The organism is Neisseria sp. LACPHL-SPEC-2024-00856 (genome assembly GCF_047915665.1).
Lineage (GTDB): Bacteria > Pseudomonadota > Gammaproteobacteria > Burkholderiales > Neisseriaceae > Neisseria > Neisseria polysaccharea.
The window spans coordinates 69,755-88,038 of the sequence record NZ_JBLRPR010000002.1 but is presented as its reverse complement, the minus strand read 5'-3'; the positions used below and the strand labels follow the sequence as shown (position 1 = coordinate 88,038).

Genomic DNA, 18,284 nt, shown 5'->3' with positions numbered 1-18,284 from the left:
ATGAACCTTAATAAACTGAAAAACAAACTGTTCCGCCGTCCGGGGCAGCGTGCGGTGATTGCCGTACCGTATATTTGGCTTTTGGTGCTGTTTCTGATTCCGTTCGCCATCGTGCTGAAAATCAGCTTTGCCGAACAAGAAATCGCCATTCCGCCGTTTACGCCGCTGACCAGCATCGACGAGGATTTAGGCCGTCTGAATATTGCTGTCAGCTATCAAAATTATGCCGATATTTTCCAAAATTTCTGGAATACCCTGAATCCCTTCGGCAACAGCGAAAACAGCAATATCTATCTGATGACCTATTGGTCTTCAATAAAAACTGCACTGACTACGACGGTAATTTGTCTGTTGGTCGGTTATCCGACAGCATATGCGATTTCCCGTGCCAATCCTTCTGTCCGTAATGGTTTGCTGCTTGCCATCATGTTACCTTTCTGGACATCGTTCCTGCTGCGTGTCTATGCGTGGATGGGTTTGCTCGGGCATAATGGCATCATAAACAACTTATTGATTAAGATGGGTATTATTAGTGAACCATTAGATTTGTTCTACAATGCGTTCTCATTGAACTTGGTGATGGTTTATGCCTATCTGCCGTTTATGATTCTGCCGCTTTACACGCAGCTGGTGAAACTGGACAGCCGCCTGCTCGAAGCAGCTTCCGATTTGGGTGCGGGACCGGTCAAGTCGTTCTTGACGATTACACTGCCTTTGTCTAAAACCGGCATTATTGCAGGTTCAATGCTGGTTTTCGTTCCAGCAGTCGGTGAATTCGTGATTCCCGAGCTGGTCGGAGGTTCGGAAAACTTGATGATTGGTAAAGTCTTGTGGCAGGCATTCTTTGATCAAAACAACTGGCCGTTGGCTTCCGCCGTCGCCGTCGTGATGGTCGCGCTGCTGGTCGTGCCGATTGCGCTGTTCCAGCATTATGAAAACCGCGAATTGGAAGAAGGAGCCAAATAATGCAGAAATCCAAATTGTCTTGGTTCCTGAAACTGATGCTGATGTTGTCGCTGGCGTTTCTGTATATCCCGCTGGTCGTTTTGGTTGTCTATTCGTTTAACGAATCCAAGCTCGTTACCGTTTGGGGAGGCTTTTCGACCAAGTGGTACGGCGCATTGCTGGAAAACGACACCATCTTGGAAGCTGCTTGGTTATCGCTGCGTATTGCCGTTGTGTCTTCGCTTGCCGCTGTCGTTTTGGGTACGCTGGCGGGCTATGCGATGGCGCGTATCAAACGTTTCCGCGGCAGTACCTTGTTCGCGGGTATGATTTCCGCACCTATGGTTATGCCTGACGTGATTACCGGTTTGTCCATGCTGCTCTTGATTATTCAGGTGCAAATGTTCCTGCAAGGTAGCGAATTGCTGCAATCGCTTTATTTTGATCGAGGCTTTTTCACTATTTTCTTAGGACATACCACGCTTTGCATGGCATACATTACCGTTGTTATCCGTTCGCGTCTGGTTGAGCTTGACCAATCGCTCGAAGAAGCTGCAATGGATTTGGGTGCGCGTCCGCTGAAAATCTTTTTTGTCATCACTTTGCCTTTGATTGCCCCTGCCATTGCTTCAGGCTTTCTGCTCGGCATTACCCTGTCTTTGGATGATTTGGTGATTACCTCCTTCCTGTCTGGCCCTGGTTCTTCTACATTGCCGCAGGTGATTTTCTCCAAAATCAAGCTGGGTCTTGATCCTCAGATGAATGTCTTGGCAACCATCCTGATCGGCATCATCGGAACATTGGTCATCATCGTCAATTATTGGATGATGAGGCAGGCAACCAAGCGCGACCGTGAGGCAGCGGAAGCCTACCGCCAAGAAAAATTGGCTGCCGAGAAAGCAAATTAACTAACAAGGCAGGCTGACCGCATGACTGGGTCAGCCTGTTTTCTTAAATCGATTTTCTGTTTGGACGATATGGTTCGACAGCCTGTATCATGCCGTCTGAAAATATACCTGATAAAGTAAACATCATGATTCGTCCTGATTTTCAAGAATATCTGCCTTCTTATTATTTTAGTTCGGTTAATCCTCATACTGTTTATCCGAAACTTCAATGCCGTCTGAAAACCGATACCTGTATCATCGGTGGCGGTTTGAGTGGTTTGTGCACTGCACTGCCCTTAGCGGAGCAGGGACATGAAACGGTTGTGTTGGAAGCCGCGCGTATCGGTTTCGGCGCATCGGGACGGAGTGGCGGGCAGGTTATCAGCGATTACGCCTGCGGTATGGAGGAAATTGAAAAACAGGTTGATTTGGAGCGGGCACAATGGTTTTGGCAGCAGTCTTTACAGGCGGTTGAGCTTGTGGACGAGCGCGTACGCAAATATGCGATTGACTGTGATTGGCAACGCGGTTATGCCACGGTTGCCGTTCGTCCGCAACATTGGGAAGAATTGCAACAATGGCATGAGCACGCCCAAAAATATTACGGTGCAACTCATTATCAACTTTGGGATAACACTGAATTGAAGCAGCAACTCGACAGCGATATGTACCAAGGCGCACAGTTCGATCCCTTGTCCGGGCATCTTCATCCGCTCAATTACACGTTGGGTGTTGCCGGTGCCGCTGCCGAAGCCGGTGCGCAGATTTTTGAGCATTCTCCCATGATACGCATCGAACCTTATCAAAACGGTTGGTTGGTTTACACTCCGGAAGGCAGTGTCGAATGTAAAAATGTGGTATATGCCGTCAATACTTATGCCGGTTTGAACCCGATATTCCAGCCTTTGGAACGCAAGGCGATTGCCGTCAGCACCTTTATTATTGCCACCGAACCCTTGGGCACGCGCGCAAAAAGGCTTATCCGCAACAATATGGCAGTATGCGACAACCGCCATATTTTGGACTATTACCGCCTCAGTGCGGACGGCAGATTGCTTTTCGGCGGTAAAGACCATGAATTTATCGACGATCCTGCGCGTATGACCGAGCTTGTCCGCCAAGACATGCTTAAAGTTTTTCCGCAGCTTGCCGATGTTAGAATCGAATATTCGTGGGGCGGGGAGTGCGATATTACCGCCAACCTTGTCCCGCATTTCGGACGTTTGGCCGCAAATGTTTTTTATACGCAAGGTTATTCCGGACACGGGATGGCGATAACGGGCATTGCAGGTCTGGCGGTTGCCGAAGCAATTTTAGGGGACGAATGCCGTCTGAAGCCGTTTGAGCAGTTGCGCCAGCCGAATATCATCCTCCAACCGTTTTTGAGAAAGCTCGGTTCTTTCCTCGGCTCGAAATATTATCAGTGGAAAGACAGCCGTTGAGTGTTAGGGAACGGCAAATGCATAAAAATGCCGTCTGAAGCCTGCTTTCCAGGTTTCAGACGGCATTTTTTGAATGCTGTACGGTGTGTTTATTTGCCGCGCATTAGCTCGAAGAAATCGTCGTTGTTTTTAGAGGCTTTGATTTTTCCGATTAAAAATTCGGCTGCCTCGATTTCGTCCATCGGGTGCAGGAACTTGCGCAGCAGCCACATACGTTGCAGCTGGTCGTTCGGAACAAGCAGTTCTTCGCGGCGCGTGCCGGATTTGTTGATGTTGATGGCGGGGAAGAGGCGTTTTTCCGCCATGCGGCGGTCAAGATGCAATTCCATATTGCCGGTGCCTTTGAATTCTTCGTAAATCACATCGTCCATACGGCTGCCGGTTTCAACCAATGCGGTGGCGATAATGGTCAGCGAACCGCCTTCTTCCACGTTGCGTGCTGCGCCGAAGAAACGTTTGGGACGGTGCAGTGCGTTGGCATCGACACCGCCGGTCAGGATTTTGCCCGAGGTAGGCACGACGGTGTTGTAGGCACGGGCAAGGCGGGTAATCGAATCCAGCAGGATGACCACGTCTTTTTTGTGTTCCACCATACGCTTGGCTTTTTCAAGCACCATTTCGGCAACTTGGACGTGGCGTTGCGCCGGCTCGTCAAAGGTGGAGGAGACTACTTCACCTCGGACGGAACGGCTCATTTCGGTTACTTCTTCGGGACGCTCGTCAATCAAGAGGACGATGAGCTCGACTTCGGGATAGTTTGCGGTAACGGCGTGGGCAATGTTTTGCAGCATTACGGTTTTACCGCTTTTGGGCGGGGCAACCAAGAGGGCGCGCTGACCTTTGCCGATGGGCGAAATCAGGTCGATGGCGCGTCCGGTAAGGTTTTCTTCGGACTTTAAGTCGCGTTCCAGCTTCAACTGTTCGGTCGGAAACAGCGGGGTCAGGTTTTCAAACAGGATTTTATGGCGGCATACTTCCGGGTGGTTGCCGTTGATGGAATCCAGTCTGACCAGGGCAAAATAGCGTTCGTTGTCTTTGGGGACGCGCACGCTGCCTTCGATGGTGTCGCCCGTATGCAGGTTGAAGCGTCGGATTTGGGTGGGTGAGACATATATGTCATCAGGGCCTGCAAGATAGGACGTGTCCGCGCTGCGGAGGAAGCCGAAGCCGTCGGGCAGGATTTCGAGCGTGCCGGAGCAGGTGAAACCCTCGCCTTTTTTCATCATTTGGCGGACGATGGCAAATACGAGATCTTGTTTGCGGAATCGGTTGGCGTTTTCGATGCCGTGTTCTTCCGCTAATTCTAAGAGTTTGGAAATGTGCAGGGTTTGTAATTCAGAGACGTGCATAATAATGATATATAGAAGAGGAAAAGACGGGCGGATGCCGTCTGAAAGAAGAAGCTGACCGTTGCCGGTTGCTCGGAGAAAGGGGGAATTGTAGGCAGTCGGCGTGCAGGTGTCAAATATTATCTCAGGCGGGGTTAGCCTTTATCGGCAGGATATATCGCTTGAGTAAAGTCGTTTGGAAAAATACCCCCGAGCTTTTCAGGCTTGGGGGTATGGGCATTGATTATTTATTCAATTCATCAGCTAAATACAGCCAGGTTTCGATGACGGTATCCGGATTCAGGGAGACGCTCTCTATGCCTTCTTCTACCAGCCATTTGGCGAAGTCCGGATGATCTGACGGGCCTTGACCGCAAATACCGACGTATTTGTTTTGTTTGCGGCAGGCGGAGATTGCCAAGTGCAACATTACTTTAACGGCAGGGTTGCGTTCGTCAAACGATTCGGACACCAAGCCGCTGTCGCGGTCGAGACCGAGGGTCAGTTGGGTCATGTCGTTCGAGCCGATGGAGAAGCCGTCGAAGTATTGCAGGAATTGTTCCGCCAATACCGCGTTGCTCGGCAGTTCGCACATCATAATCAGGCGCAGGCCGTTTTTGCCGCGTTCCAAGCCGTTTTCTTTCAGGGCTTTGACAACGGCTTCGGCCTCGCCCAAGGTGCGGACGAACGGAATCATGATTTCAACGTTGGTCAGCCCCATTTCGTCGCGGACGCGTTTCAAGGCTTTGCATTCGAGGGCGAAGCAGTCTTTGAAATTGTCGGCTACATAACGCGCTGCGCCGCGGAAGCCCAGCATCGGGTTTTCTTCGTGCGGTTCGTATACGCTGCCGCCCACCAAGTTAGCGTACTCGTTGGATTTGAAGTCGGACATACGGACGATGGTTTTACGTGGATAAACCGATGCGGCCAAAGTTGCCACGCCTTCTGCGATTTTATCGACGTAGAAGTCGACAGGGGACGCATAGCCGACGATGCGGCGGGTAATTTCCGCTTTCAATTCGTCGTCTTGTTTGTCAAATTCCAACAAGGCTTTGGGGTGGATACCGATTTGGCGGTTGATGATAAATTCCATACGCGCCAAGCCGATGCCTTCGCTGGGCAGATTGGCAAAGCTGAATGCGAGTTCGGGATTACCGACGTTCATCATCACTTTGACGGGTGCTTTGGGCATATTATCCAAGGCGACATCGGTAATCTGTACGTCCAGCAGGCCGGAGTAGATGAAGCCGGTATCGCCTTCGGCACAGGATACGGTAACTTCCTGACCGTTTTCCAAGAGTTCGGTCGCATTGCCGCAGCCGACAACGGCAGGAATGCCCAGTTCGCGCGCGATAATCGCCGCGTGGCAGGTGCGGCCGCCGCGGTTGGTAACGATGGCGGAAGCACGTTTCATCACGGGTTCCCAATCCGGATCGGTCATGTCGGTAACCAGTACGTCGCCGGCTTCGACGGAATCCATCTCGGAAGCATCTTTAATCAGACGTACTTTACCCTGTCCGACTTTTTGACCGATGGCACGGCCTTCACATAATACGGTTTTGTCGCCGTTGATGGCGAAGCGGCGCAGGTTGCGGCTGCCTTCTTCCTGGGATTTTACGGTTTCGGGACGGGCTTGCAGGATGTAGAGTTTGCCGTCCAAGCCGTCGCGTCCCCATTCGATATCCATCGGGCGGTCATAGTGTTTTTCGATGGTCAGCGCGTAGTGTGCCAACTCGGTGATTTCTTCGTCGGTAATGGAGAAGCGGTTGCGGTCTTCTTCGGGGACATCGACGTTGGTTACCGATTTGCCTGCTTCTGCTTTGTCGGTAAAAATCATTTTGATGTGTTTCGAACCCATGGTTTTACGCAGGATGGCGGGCTTGCCCGCTTTGAGCGTAGGTTTGAACACATAAAATTCGTCCGGGTTGACCGCGCCTTGTACGACGTTTTCGCCCAGACCGTAAGAGGAGGTAACAAAGACGACTTGATCGTAGCCGGATTCGGTGTCGAGGGTGAACATCACACCTGATGCGCCACTGTCGGAACGCACCATGCGTTGAACGCCGGCGGAAAGGGCGACGATGTCGTGTTCGAAGCCTTTGTGGACACGGTAGGAAATGGCGCGGTCGTTGTACAGGGAGGCGAATACATGGCGCATCGCTTCTTTAACATTTTCCAAGCCGTTGATATTCAAGAAGGTTTCCTGTTGGCCGGCAAATGAAGCGTCCGGCAGGTCTTCGGCGGTTGCGGAAGAGCGTACGGCAACGGAAATGTCCGCGCCGCCGGCATCGGCAACCATTTTGTTCCATGCCGCTTCGATTTCGGCATCGAGCTGTTCGGGGAAAGGCGTGTCCAAAATCCATTGGCGGATTTCTTTGCCGACGCGTGCCAGTTCGGCAACGTCTTCGACATCCAATTTTGCCAGTGCGGCGGAAATGCGTTCGCTCAGACCGTTGTGTGCGAGAAATGCGCGGTAGGCATCGGCTGTGGTGGCAAAGCCGCCGGGGACGCGAACGCCTTTTTCGGTCAGCTGACTGATCATTTCACCCAGCGAGGCGTTTTTACCGCCCACGCGTTCAACATCTGTCATACGCAGGTTTTCAAACCAGATTACGTAGTTGTCGGCCATTTGTGTGTCCAATCCAAAATATGTTAAAAAAGAAACAAATCCGCGTGCTTATTTTAAGCGATTCGTTCCTCTGCTGTCATGTGTTTTATCCGTTTTAAAATCATGATGCCGTCTGAAAAATTGCGCTTTCGGCGTGTGTAGCGGTTTGAAACTTGCAGCCGGTATGTTTCTTTTTTTGGGTATTTTCTTTGTAAAACAGATGGTTTGAATAGGTTAATGTTTTTTCTGTTTGATTTTTTTGTTTATTTTTTAAAATTTTCTGCCAAAAAATGCTTTATATAAATAATTTTATTTCAAAATTATATTGTGTCTGTTTGGGTGTAATCCGAGGTAGGCGTGCTGCGGGTGCTTTCCTTGTGTCTGCTGCTGCTGTTATGATGGGGTTTTAAACCTGTGTTTTAAGGATGGAAGATGAGCAGTCCGCGCCATGTGTTTTACATTTCCGACCGTACCGGTCTGACTGCCGAGAATATCGGCGAGGCTTTGCTGAACCAGTTTGGCAATCTGTCGTTCAAACGCCATACGCATCCGTTTGTCGATACGCCGGAAAAGGCGCGCGCGGTGGTGGAGAAGGTCAATCAGAGCCGGCAGGAAAACGGTCAGCGTCCGATTGCGTTTGTCAGCGTGGTCAATGATGAAATCCGTGAAATCATCAAACAGGCAGACGCTTTCCACATCAATTTTTTTGAAACCTTCCTCGGGCTTTTGGAAAAGGAACTCAACACCGAGGCGGTTGCCGCCGAACAGGGACACCACAGTATCGGTAATACGAAGCGTTACGATGCGCGTATGGAGGCGGTCAATTTTTCTTTGAACCACGATGACGGGGTCAGCGATAAGAACCTTCAGGAAGCGGATGTGATTCTGATGGGCGTGTCCCGTTCGGGTAAAACGCCGACCTGCCTTTACCTCGCCCTGCAATACGGCATCCGTGCGGCAAACTATCCGCTGATTCCCGACGATTTGGAATCGGCCGATCTGCCGCGTATGGTCAAGCCGTATAAAGACAAGCTGTTCGGGTTGACCATCCAGCCGGAACGTTTGCAGGCAATCCGTCAGGAACGCCGCCCGAATTCGGCTTATGCGCGCATCGACACCTGCCGCAGCGAGGTGGCGGACGCGCAGAGTATGTTCAGACGGCATGGGATTCCGTTTGCGAATACGACGGATAAATCGGTGGAAGAGCTTGCCGTGCATATCCTTCAGGCGTGCAAGTTGAAGCGTAGGTTCTGATGTGGTGTCGGGATTGTACCTAAATGTGGGAAATGCCGTCTGAAAGGTTTTCAGACGGCATTTTCATACCTGTTTTTTGTTAAGGCAGCCGATTAGTTCGATCGGTGTGGCGATGCGGTAGTCGGGTTGCCATGAGTCGGTATCATCTTCATCTGAGATATAGCCCCATTCGGCGAGGACGGTCGTCATACCGGCGTTGCACCCCGCCTGTATATCGCGTTCCGCGTCGCCGACGTAGAGTGTGTGTTGCGGGTCGGCGTGGATTTGTCCGCACGCATACAGCATGGGTTTGACGCTGGGCTTGGGCTCGCCGCAGGTGTCGCCGCTGACGACGACGGCGGGTGGGATGATGAAGCCGAGTTTGGGGACGAGTTTGTCGGTGAAGCGCATGGGTTTGTTGGTGATGATGCCCCATTTGATACCGCGTTGGTTGAGTTCGGCAATGAGTTCGTTCACGCCGTCAAAGAGCTCGGTGTCTTGGGCGTAGCGGCTGTCGTATTCGTCTAGGTATTCGGCGCGCCATCGGGTGTAGTCGGGGTGGTCGGGGGTGATGCCTGCGCCGAGCTTGAGCAGTCCTGCTGCGCCGTGGCTGGCTTGCATGCGGATTTCGTCCATGCTTTTTTCGGGCAGTCCGTGGCGGGCGAGCAGGGTGTTGAGTGCGCCGCCGAGGTCTAGGGCGGTGTCGGCGAGCGTGCCGTCGAGGTCGAACAATACGGCTTGTATCATGTGTTTTCCTTTGGTTTTTTGGTGGGGTCGTCTGAAAAGGGTTTCAGACGACCTTTGGGTTTAGTGGTGGTGATGGTGCGCGTTATCGGTCTCGTTGGCACACAAGACGCTGTCGGGATGCGGGTGGTGTTCGCTTTCGATTTGGATGGTGCAGTGTCCGATGTTTTTGTGGGACAACTCGTGTTCGATGCGGTAGGCGATTTGTTCGGATTCGGCAACGGTTATGCTGCCGTCCACGACGATGTGGCAGGATAGGGCGTTGATATTGCTTGTAATCGTCCAGACGTGTAAGTCGTGGACGGATTTTACGCCTTCGGTGTTGCGGATAACGTCGAGCAGGTCGTCGGTGCGGATGTTTTCGGGTGTGCCCTCCATCAGGATGTGCAGCGTTTGTTTGAGCAGGCTCCGGCCGCTTCGTCCGACCAGCGCGGCAACGAACATACTGACGAGCGGATCCGCCCATTTCCAGCCGAACGCCATCATAAGTACGGCGGCGGCAATCGCGCCGACCGAGCCGAGAAGGTCGCTTAAAACGTGCAGATACGCGCCGCGCATATTGACGTTGGCTTCGGTATCGCTGTTTTTCAGCATATAAACTGCCACGCCGATGTTGACCAGCAGTCCGATAATGCTGATGACGAGCATCCCCGGCGTGGCGATTTCGGGCGGATAAAGCAGGCGTTTGACGGCTTCGTAGAAAATCATTACGGCGATGACCACCAGCGACAAGCCGTTGAACATGGCGGTGAGGATTTCAAAACGTTTGTAGCCGAAGGTCTTTTGCAGCGTGGTTTCTTTTTCGCCGAGTTTGAATGCCCACAATGCCGCGCCCAAGGAAAACGCGTCGCCGAACATATGCCCAGCGTCGGAAAGCAGCGCGAGCGAGTGGGTCAGCCGGCCGCCGGCCGCCTCCAGCAGCATAAAGGCGGCGATGATGATGAACGACACGCGCAATACTTTTTTATTGGCGGTATGCGTGTGGGCGTGTGCGTGATGATGGTGTTCGTGATGGTGAGACATAATGTTCCTCAGCAGAGGTCGTCTGCGGATTCAGGGTTTTCAGACGACCTTTTTGTTCTGTTTCAAACCCTGCTCGAAATCTTCCAACATATCCAATTCAAAGCGGCTGAAGCCCGCTTTTTCCCGCGCTTCGATGTTCACATAGCCGCGGAAGATAAACATATCGTAACGGGCAATCAGACTGCGGAACAGGGTGACAGGTTCCAAACCGCGTTCGCGGCAGAGGTGTTGATACCAATGGTTGCCGATGGCGACATGGCCCACTTCGTCGCGGTAAATGATGTCCAACACGCCGCAGGTTTCCGAATCGCCGCGCTGCTCCACCTTCGCGCGTATCCCCGGCGTAACGTCCAGCCCGCGCGCTTCCAACACGCGCGGCACCAAAGCCATGCGCAACAGCGGGTCGTAGGCGGTTTTATACGCCATGTCCCACAAATGGTTGTGCGCCTCGAAATCGCCGTAATCGAAGCCGAAAGCGCGCAGCCTTTCGCGCATCAGGCGGAAGTGGTAAACCTCTTCCTTCGCCACCCGCACCCAGTCGCGCACAAACTGAAACGGCAGCGTGCGGAAACGGTATGCCGCGTCCAAAGCTAGATTGATGGCGTTGAACTCGATATGCGCAATCGCGTGCAGCATCGCCGCATAGCCTTCGGTTGTGTTCATCTTGCGCGGCGTCAGCTGCGACGGCGCGACCAAAACAGGCTTCGGCGGCCGTCCCGCGTGGCGGAAGTCGAGCGGCGCGGAGCCTGCTTTAGCCTCTTCCATATTTTGAACGGCGGCAAACGCCTCGTCCGTCAGCCGTCCTTTTTCATCGGGGTTGTCTGAAAGCAGGGCAAGTTCGAGCAAAGTATAAATATCAGGTTTCATTCCAAGTCCGCCGTTTTTCGGAAAACAAATATTATAGCGTTTAAAAAAAACAATATAAGGAATATAATCTTTACAATTTGGCGTTGCGCGTCAAAAACCATGAAATACCACAGTTTGCACAGTCGGCATACATTAAAGAATTGTGAAACCCGATTGTCTTTTCCGCAGGAAAAAATCCTGAATCTTCAAAAATTAGCTCTTGGAAAACACTGTTTGCAAAATGTAAACCGCCCATAAGCGGCTTGCATTGTTATTTTGTAACATCGATACTGGGCGCCACATCCCTTCCAACAAGGAAAAATAATGATGAAACAACACAACCTGTTCAAATTCCTCGCCGCTTCCGCCCTGACCGCAACCATTGGTTTCGCACAGGCAGGCGCAGTGGATGCACTCAAGAAATTCAACAACGACGCCGACGGTATCAGCGGCAGCTTCACCCAAACCGTCCAAAGCAAAAAGAAAACCCAAACTGCACACGGTACTTTCAAAATCCTGCGTCCGGGCTTCTTCAAATGGGAATACACCAAGCCCTACAAACAAACCATCGTAGGCGACGGTCAAACCATTTGGCTCTATGACGTTGATTTGGCACAAGTGACCAAGTCCTCCCAAGACCAAACCATCGGCGACAGCCCTGCCGCCATCCTCTCCAACAAAACCGCCCTTGACAGCAGCTACTCCCTCAAAGAAGACGGCTCGTCCAACGGTATAGACTACGTCTTGGCAACGCCTAAGAAAAACAACGCTGGCTACCAATATATCCGTATCGGCTTCAAAGGCGACAACCTCGCCGCCATGCAGTTGAAAGACAGCTTCGGCAACCAGACCTCCATCAGCTTCGGCAGCCTGAACACCAAACCCAACCTTTCGCGCGGCGCATTCAAATTTACGCCCCCGCAGGGTGTGGACGTATTGAGCAACTGACCTGTTTGTTTGGCATTATGCCGTCTGAACGTATGGCACGTTCAGACGGCATATTCGTTTAAGATGGCGGAGCAGGTGCATTGTTTGAAAATAAACGGCTGCACATATATTTTTTTCCGGCATTAAAATTAAGTATTGCACTGCCGCGTCTTTTGCCGTTTAATTCAGTCCAGCTGAATCAAGGGCACAAGGAAGCAAGCCGGCCGCCCCCACAGTTTCCCTTTTGTATGTGGTATCGGACCACTGCAATGTTTTCTTTTTCACAAAAGGACTGTATCCATGAGAAAAATCTTGATGGCGGCGGCAGTTTTCGGCCTCGTCTTGACTGCATGCGGCGGTGGCAGCCAAACCACCGCAGAGCCCGAAGCATCCGAAGTGCAACATACTGTTTCCGACAAACTCAATATCTATAATTGGTCGGATTACGTCGATCCCCAAACTCTCTCCGATTTTGAAAAAGATGCCCATCTCAATATCCGGTACGACTATTATGACAGCAACGAGGCACTCGAAGCCAAGCTGCTGACCGGAAAGTCCGGTTATGATTTGGTCGTACCTTCCGTCGCCAATGTCGGCAGGCAGATTAAAGCCGGCGCATACCGGAAAATCGATAAAAGCCTGATACCCAATTACGCCAACATTGATGCCTCCCTGCTGGCAATGATGGCGGAAGTCGATCCGGGCAACGAATATGCCGTCCCTTATTTTTGGGGCATTAATACCTTGGCAATCAATACGCAGCAGGTGAAAAAGGCCTTGGGTACGGACAAATTGCCCGAAAACGAATGGGATTTGGTATTTAATCCCGCATATACGCGCAAACTGAAATCCTGCGGTATCAGTTATTTTGACAGCGCTATCGAGCAGATTCCCCTGGCATTGCACTATTTGGGCAAAGACCCCAACAGTGAAAATCCCGAAGACATCAAAGCCGCCGTCGATATGATGAAAACCGTCCGTCCGGACATCAAACGCTTCACTTCTTCAGGCTATATCGACGATATGGCGACCGGAAACCTGTGTGTCGCCATCGGTTACGGCGGTGATTTGAATATTGCCAAAACACGTGCCCGGGAATCGGCAAACGGTGTGGACATCAAGGTATTGGTACCGACAACCGGCGTGGGTGTATGGGTGGATTCGCTGATGATTCCTCGTGATGCGCAAAATGTCGCCAATGCCCATAAATATATCAATCACACCCTGGATCCGAAAGTTGCCGCGCAAAACGGCAGTTTCGTTACCTATGCACCGGCCAGTCTGCCTGCCCGAGAACTGATGGATGCGAAATATACATCCGACGCATCGATTTTTCCGACTAAAGAACTGATGCAGAAAAGTTTCATCGTATCGCCGAAATCCAGCGATGTCAGCCGTCTCAGTGTCAGACTGTGGCAGTCGCTTAAGGCAGGAAAATGAGCGGTTCCGTTTGAGCTGTTTCAGACGGCATCTAGAGAATAAGCCGGACAACGGCAGTAAAGGAGAGAAAAATGAACGCAATCCGAACTTTCCAAAACCACACTCCCGAAATTCACGAAACCTGCATGATAGACGAAGCGTGCGTCGTCATCGGCGAAGTGTCGCTTGCCGAAGACGTTTCCGTGTGGCCGTGCGCCGTGTTGCGCGGCGATGTGAACAGCATTACCGTCGGTGCGCGCAGCAATATACAGGACGGCAGCGTTTTGCATGTTTCCCACAAAACCGCCGCCAAACCCGAAGGGTCGCCGTTGGTTATCGGCGAAGACGTTACCGTGGGGCACAAAGTGATGCTGCACGGCTGCCGTATCGGCAACCGCGTCTTGGTCGGTATGGGCAGCACCGTTTTGGATGATGCCGTGATTGAGGACGAAGTGATGATCGGCGCGGGCAGCCTCGTGCCTCCGCGCAAACGTTTGGAGGGCGGCTATCTTTATGTCGGTTCTCCGGTCAGACAAGTGCGCGTGTTGACCGATGAGGAAAAAGCCTTTTTGAAGTATTCCGCCGCGCATTATGTAAGGCTGTCGCAACAATACCGACAAGCGGAATAAGATTTTGGGTTGAAAAAACATGCCGTCTGAAATTTTGGGTTTCAGACGGCATGTTTGTTTTTTGTTACCTTACAGCTTCACCGAATGCTCGCGCGTTTCGTGGAACACGATGTCCGCCGGCGTTCTTGCGTCAGATTCAGGTTGACGCGGTTAGGCGCGAGGTAGGCGAGGCCGTCCTGTATATTGCTGCGCGCGCCGACGGTAATGCTGTTCACGTTGCCGCGCAACACGGCACACGGCCACACGGAAATATCTTCGGCAAGCGACACTTCGCCGATGACGACGTAGGCTTCGTCTATCATACAGGTTTCGTGGATTTCGGGCGTGCGGTTTTGGAAAGTTCGGATTGCGTTCATTTTTCCTCCTTCGGTAAGGTATATATTGTTAAAGGATTTATTAAACATTCCCTCTGATTACTTTTAAAATCCTGCCTGTAATATCGACTCCGAATAATGTGATTATCGGGAATATCAGCTTATATATCAACTTATTGGACCTTAACAGCATAAACCTTATTAGATAATAGTGCGATGGAAAGCTTCTTTGGACGATTAAAAATGGAATGTTATTACGGTAAATGATTTGAGACGTTCTAACAACTGGAAAAAACGATTCATGAGTACATTCATTATTACAACCATGAGCGCATTCAGGGGAAACTAAAAGGACTGAGCTCTGTGAATTACAGAACTCAGTCCTTGAACTAAATCAGTCTAACTTTTGGGGTCAGATCATTTTACGGAGCTTTTTTTGTTGTGTGCTTTAAGCCATTTTTGCATTTGTTCAATTTCCGCTTGTTGTGCGTTAATAATATCCTCAGCAAGCTTACGCATCTTAGGATCCTTTCCGTATTTTAATTCAACTTCCGCCATTTTTACTGCGCCAATATGGTGTGGCAGCATACCTGCTGCAAAAGCAACATCAGGATCTTTATATTGCGCAGCTGCCATCATGTCTTGATGCATTTGATTCATACCTTGCATTAATTCTTGTTGCATTGCAGAACCTGTCGACATTTGCATATTCATGTGTGCTTGATGCGGTTGTTCATTAGCGTGGGCATGAATTGAAACTGCAGCAGCGCTAAGTGTGATAAAAGTCATAAGTTTTTTCATGTTTTTCGCCTATGTGATAACTGAAGGAGCACAAATTATAAACTTTGACCTAAGGTTAAGGTCAACATTTATTCCGAAAATGTTTGGTGAGGTGCTAAAAGCTAAAATAAGACAATATTTGAGCTGCGGTACGGATTTATGTTGCTGCTGTGCCTGACCATTGGAAAGTTTGCTTGGGATTTATTGGGTTGATATCGAATGAAAAAAAGGCCGTCTGAATGTTTCAGACGGCCTTTGTGTTTTACAGTTTAACCGAATGCTCGCGCGTTTCGTGGAACACGATGTCTGGCCAGCGTTCTTGCGTGAGTCCCAGATTCACGCGGTTAGGCGCAAGGTAGGCGAGGTTGCCGCCTGCGTCTATCGACAGATTGCCTGCATTGGCTTTTTCAAATTCCGCCAGCTTTTTCTTGTCTTCGCATGATACCCAGCGCGCCGACCAGATGGATGCGCTGTCGAACACGGCTTCTACGCCGTATTCGTTGGCAAGCCGCGAGGTAACGACTTCAAACTGCAACACGCCGACCGCGCCCAAAATCAAATCTGCGCCGCTCATCGGTTTGAACACCTGTACCGCGCCTTCTTCGCCGAGTTGTTGCAAACCTTTTTGCAGTTGCTTGATTTTCAGCGGGTTTTTGATGCGGACGCTGCGGAACAGTTCGGGCGCGAAGAAGGGGATGCCGGTGAACGCCAGTTGTTCGCCTTCGGAGAAGCTGTCGCCGATTTGGATGTTGCCGTGGTTCGGGATACCGATAATGTCGCCCGCGTAGGCTTCTTCCACCAGCTCGCGGTCGTGCGACATGAATGTAACTACGCTGGAGGCGGCGATTTCGCGGTTGATGCGCAGGTGTTTCATCTTCATGCCGCGCTCAAATTTGCCGGAGCAGACGCGCAAGAAGGCGATGCGGTCGCGGTGTTTCGGATCCATATTGGCTTGGATTTTGAAGATAAATCCGGAGAATTTCGGCTCGTCCGGCTCGACCATACGCACGGTCGCATCGCGCGGTTTCGGAGCGGGTGCCCAGTCAATCAATGAATTGAGGATTTCCTGAATACCGAAGTTGTTAATCGCAGAGCCGAAGAACACGGGCGTGAGTTCGCCTGCAAGGAATTCGTCGAGATTAAACTCGTTGGAAGCCGCCTGCACCAATTCGATTTCGTCGCGCAACTGCTGGATTTCAAACGGAAAGCGTTGTTCCAATTCGGGATTGTCGATGCCTTTGATGATGTCGAACTCGTGCGGCAGGCGTTCGCCGCCCGCTTCAAAGAGATAGATTTCGTCGTTCAGGATGTGGTACACGCCTTTGAAGTTTTTGCCCATACCGATCGGCCAGGTAACGGGCGCGCAACGGATTTGCAGGATGTTTTCCACTTCGTCCAAAAGTTCCAGCGAATCGCGCACTTCGCGGTCGTATTTGTTCATAAACGTAACAATCGGTGTATCGCGCAGGCGGCAGACGTTTAAGAGCTTGATGGTTTGCGCTTCCACGCCTTTTGCCGCGTCGATGACCATTAATGCGCTGTCCACGGCGGTTAAAACGCGGTAGGTGTCTTCGGAGAAGTCTTGGTGTCCCGGCGTGTCCAAGAGGTTGACGGTGTGGTCTTTGTAATCGAACTGCATCACACTTGATGCCACGGAAATGCCGCGCTGCTTCTCGATTTCCATCCAGTCGGAAGTGGCGAATTTGCCGGTTTTCTTGCCTTTTACCGTACCCGCGCTCTGAATCGCGCCTGAAAACAGCAAGAGTTTTTCGGTCAGCGTGGTTTTACCCGCGTCAGGGTGGGAGATGATGGCAAACGTGCGGCGGCGGCGCACTTGGTCGAGGATTTCTTGGGACATGGTTTTCTTTGCAAAAAGGTTCAGGCCGCTTTTCAGACGGCCCGGACAGTGTTTGAGACGGCGAGATTGTACAAAAAAATGCCTGATAATTCAATGTTGGAGGCGGTCAGTGCGTGCTGCCGTAAATCTCTTTTTCGTCTTTCAGGACGGCATCGGCGGTTTCCCACGCGCCGCCGCGCCAGACTTTGTAAAAGCAGCTTTCGCGCCCGGTGTGGCAGGCGATGCCGCCGTTTTGGGCGATGAACATCACAATGGCGTCGCCGTCGCAGTCGAGGCGCAGTTCGCGGACTTTTTGCGTGTGTCCCGACTCTTCGCCCTTCATCCATTGTTTTTGGCGCGAACGGCTGTAATAGTGGGCAAAGCCGGTTTCGACGGTTTTTTGCAGGGCTTCGGCGTTCATCCACGCCACCATTAAAACACGTTTGGTTTCGGCATCTTGGGCGATGGCGCAAACCAAACCTTTTTCGTCAAATTTGACGGCTTCAAGCAGGTTTTTATCCATATTTCCTTTCAGACGGCATAGTCGGGGCGGTCAGAGGCGCACTTCGATGCCGGCTTCGTGCATAGCGCGTTTGGCTTCGCGGATGGCGATTTCCCCGAAATGGAAAATGCCGGCGGCAAGTACGGCATCGGCTTTGCCTTCGGTTATGCCTTCAATCAGGTGCCGGACATTGCCGACCCCGCCGGAGGCGATGACGGGGATGTCGACGGCTTCGGCAACGGCGCGGGTCAGCGGCAGGTTGAAACCCTGTTTCGTACCGTCCCTGTCCATACCGGTGAGCAGGATTTCGCCCGCGCCGCGTTTTTGCATTTCGACCGCCCATTCCACCGCATCCAAACCGGTCGGATTGCGCCCGCCGTGGGTAAAGATTTCCCAGCGTGTGTTTTCGGGGTTGGCGGCTTTGGCATCGACGGCGGCGACGATGGCTTGCGAACCGAAAAATCCGGCGGCTTCGTCAATTAAATCGGGACGGGTAACGGCGGCGGTGTTGATGCTGACTTTGTCCGCGCCGGCATTGAGCAGGCGGCGGATGTCGGCAACGGTGCGTACGCCGCCGCCGACGGTCAGCGGGATGAAGACTTGTCCGGCAACCTCTTCGATGATGTGCAGGATGGTGTCGCGGTTGTCGGATGAGGCGGTGATGTCGAGGAAGGTCAATTCGTCCGCGCCTTCGCCGTTGTAGCGTTTGGCGGCTTCGACGGGGTCGCCCGCGTCGCGCAAACCGATGAAGTTCACGCCTTTGACGACGCGCCCGTCTTTTACGTCGAGACAGGGGATGATGCGTTTTGCCAGTGCCATA

The 18,284-nt window shown here is 51.8% G+C and carries 16 protein-coding genes and 2 pseudogenes; 8 read left to right on the top strand and 10 right to left on the bottom strand.

Annotation, left to right across the window (positions count from 1 at the left end):
* The 3 genes from ACNAU7_RS02565 to ACNAU7_RS02555 all read left to right on the top strand — a co-directional run bounded on the left by ACNAU7_RS02565 (nucleotide 1) and on the right by ACNAU7_RS02555 (nucleotide 3,274).
* Entirely contained in the window at nucleotides 1-966 is a 966-nt protein-coding gene (locus ACNAU7_RS02565; RefSeq protein ID WP_416300417.1) for an ABC transporter permease subunit, read from the top strand.
* Nucleotides 966-1,853 carry an ABC transporter permease subunit gene (locus ACNAU7_RS02560; protein ID WP_003675707.1) on the top strand — a complete coding sequence of 296 codons (888 nt, stop codon included), beginning with the start codon at nucleotides 966-968 and terminating at the stop codon, nucleotides 1,851-1,853. The genes ACNAU7_RS02565 and ACNAU7_RS02560 overlap by 1 nt, the downstream gene beginning before the upstream one ends.
* Nucleotides 1,854-1,978: 125 nt before the next feature.
* Nucleotides 1,979-3,274, top strand: a complete 1,296-nt coding sequence (locus ACNAU7_RS02555) for an NAD(P)/FAD-dependent oxidoreductase (RefSeq protein ID WP_416300795.1) — start codon at nucleotides 1,979-1,981, stop codon at nucleotides 3,272-3,274.
* An 89-nt stretch (nucleotides 3,275-3,363) separates the two neighbouring features.
* Here ACNAU7_RS02555 and rho read toward each other — a convergent pair whose 3' ends face one another.
* Nucleotides 3,364-4,623, bottom strand: coding sequence for a transcription termination factor Rho (gene rho, locus ACNAU7_RS02550; protein ID WP_416300414.1), 1,260 nt, complete (start codon nucleotides 4,621-4,623; stop codon nucleotides 3,364-3,366).
* 223 nt (nucleotides 4,624-4,846) lie between these two features.
* Entirely contained in the window at nucleotides 4,847-7,231 is a 2,385-nt protein-coding gene (gene ppsA / locus ACNAU7_RS02545; protein ID WP_196428415.1) for a phosphoenolpyruvate synthase, read from the bottom strand.
* 411 nt (nucleotides 7,232-7,642) lie between these two features.
* Between ppsA and ACNAU7_RS02540 the strand changes: the two genes are divergently transcribed.
* Nucleotides 7,643-8,464 carry a pyruvate, water dikinase regulatory protein gene (locus ACNAU7_RS02540; protein WP_416300412.1) on the top strand — a complete coding sequence of 274 codons (822 nt, stop codon included), beginning with the start codon at nucleotides 7,643-7,645 and terminating at the stop codon, nucleotides 8,462-8,464.
* 63 nt (nucleotides 8,465-8,527) lie between these two features.
* Here ACNAU7_RS02540 and ACNAU7_RS02535 read toward each other — a convergent pair whose 3' ends face one another.
* The 3 genes from ACNAU7_RS02535 to ACNAU7_RS02525 are packed head-to-tail and all read right to left on the bottom strand — an operon-like array spanning nucleotide 8,528 to nucleotide 11,077.
* The gene (locus ACNAU7_RS02535; RefSeq protein ID WP_416300410.1) at nucleotides 8,528-9,190 is read right to left on the bottom strand and encodes an HAD family hydrolase; all 663 of its coding nucleotides are present in this window, start codon (nucleotides 9,188-9,190) and stop codon (nucleotides 8,528-8,530) included.
* Nucleotides 9,191-9,250: 60 nt separating this feature from the next.
* Nucleotides 9,251-10,210, bottom strand: a complete 960-nt coding sequence (locus tag ACNAU7_RS02530) for a cation diffusion facilitator family transporter (RefSeq protein ID WP_416300408.1) — start codon at nucleotides 10,208-10,210, stop codon at nucleotides 9,251-9,253.
* Nucleotides 10,211-10,249: 39 nt separating this feature from the next.
* Nucleotides 10,250-11,077 (bottom strand): ferritin-like domain-containing protein, encoded by an 828-nt coding sequence (locus ACNAU7_RS02525; RefSeq protein WP_416300406.1) that lies wholly within the window; start codon nucleotides 11,075-11,077, stop codon nucleotides 10,250-10,252.
* Nucleotides 11,078-11,380: 303 nt separating this feature from the next.
* On the opposite strand from ACNAU7_RS02525, the gene lolA reads away from it, so the two are divergent.
* The 3 genes from lolA to ACNAU7_RS02510 all read left to right on the top strand — a co-directional run bounded on the left by lolA (nucleotide 11,381) and on the right by ACNAU7_RS02510 (nucleotide 14,031).
* Complete coding sequence (gene lolA / locus ACNAU7_RS02520) at nucleotides 11,381-12,004, top strand: outer membrane lipoprotein chaperone LolA (protein ID WP_308075818.1); 624 nt, start codon at nucleotides 11,381-11,383, stop codon at nucleotides 12,002-12,004.
* A gap of 279 nt (nucleotides 12,005-12,283) precedes the next feature.
* Nucleotides 12,284-13,423, top strand: a complete 1,140-nt coding sequence (locus tag ACNAU7_RS02515; protein WP_416300404.1) for a polyamine ABC transporter substrate-binding protein — start codon at nucleotides 12,284-12,286, stop codon at nucleotides 13,421-13,423.
* A 71-nt stretch (nucleotides 13,424-13,494) separates the two neighbouring features.
* A complete protein-coding gene (locus tag ACNAU7_RS02510; RefSeq protein WP_416300402.1) occupies nucleotides 13,495-14,031 on the top strand; it encodes a gamma carbonic anhydrase family protein in 537 nt (178 codons plus the stop codon).
* 170 nt (nucleotides 14,032-14,201) lie between these two features.
* Here the strand turns inward: ACNAU7_RS02510 and ACNAU7_RS02505 are convergent.
* Nucleotides 14,202-14,387: pseudogene (locus ACNAU7_RS02505) on the bottom strand (gamma carbonic anhydrase family protein); the annotation flags it as partial.
* Between the two features lie 159 nt (nucleotides 14,388-14,546).
* On the opposite strand from ACNAU7_RS02505, the pseudogene ACNAU7_RS02500 reads away from it, so the two are divergent.
* A pseudogene (locus ACNAU7_RS02500) lies at nucleotides 14,547-14,738 on the top strand (IS3 family transposase); the annotation flags it as partial.
* Nucleotides 14,739-14,762: 24 nt separating this feature from the next.
* Here ACNAU7_RS02500 and ACNAU7_RS02495 read toward each other — a convergent pair.
* From ACNAU7_RS02495 to hisF, 4 genes are all read right to left on the bottom strand, one after another.
* Nucleotides 14,763-15,146, bottom strand: a complete 384-nt coding sequence (locus ACNAU7_RS02495) for a DUF305 domain-containing protein (protein ID WP_416300400.1) — start codon at nucleotides 15,144-15,146, stop codon at nucleotides 14,763-14,765.
* Nucleotides 15,147-15,387: 241 nt separating this feature from the next.
* Nucleotides 15,388-16,983, bottom strand: a complete 1,596-nt coding sequence (locus ACNAU7_RS02490; RefSeq protein WP_416300398.1) for a peptide chain release factor 3 — start codon at nucleotides 16,981-16,983, stop codon at nucleotides 15,388-15,390.
* 106 nt (nucleotides 16,984-17,089) lie between these two features.
* On the bottom strand, nucleotides 17,090-17,485 hold the full coding sequence (gene hisI, locus ACNAU7_RS02485; RefSeq protein WP_416300396.1) for a phosphoribosyl-AMP cyclohydrolase: 396 nt from the start codon (nucleotides 17,483-17,485) through the stop codon (nucleotides 17,090-17,092).
* A gap of 30 nt (nucleotides 17,486-17,515) precedes the next feature.
* Entirely contained in the window at nucleotides 17,516-18,283 is a 768-nt protein-coding gene (hisF, locus tag ACNAU7_RS02480) for an imidazole glycerol phosphate synthase subunit HisF (RefSeq protein WP_416300394.1), read from the bottom strand.
* Between the last annotated feature and the right edge of the window lies 1 nt (nucleotide 18,284).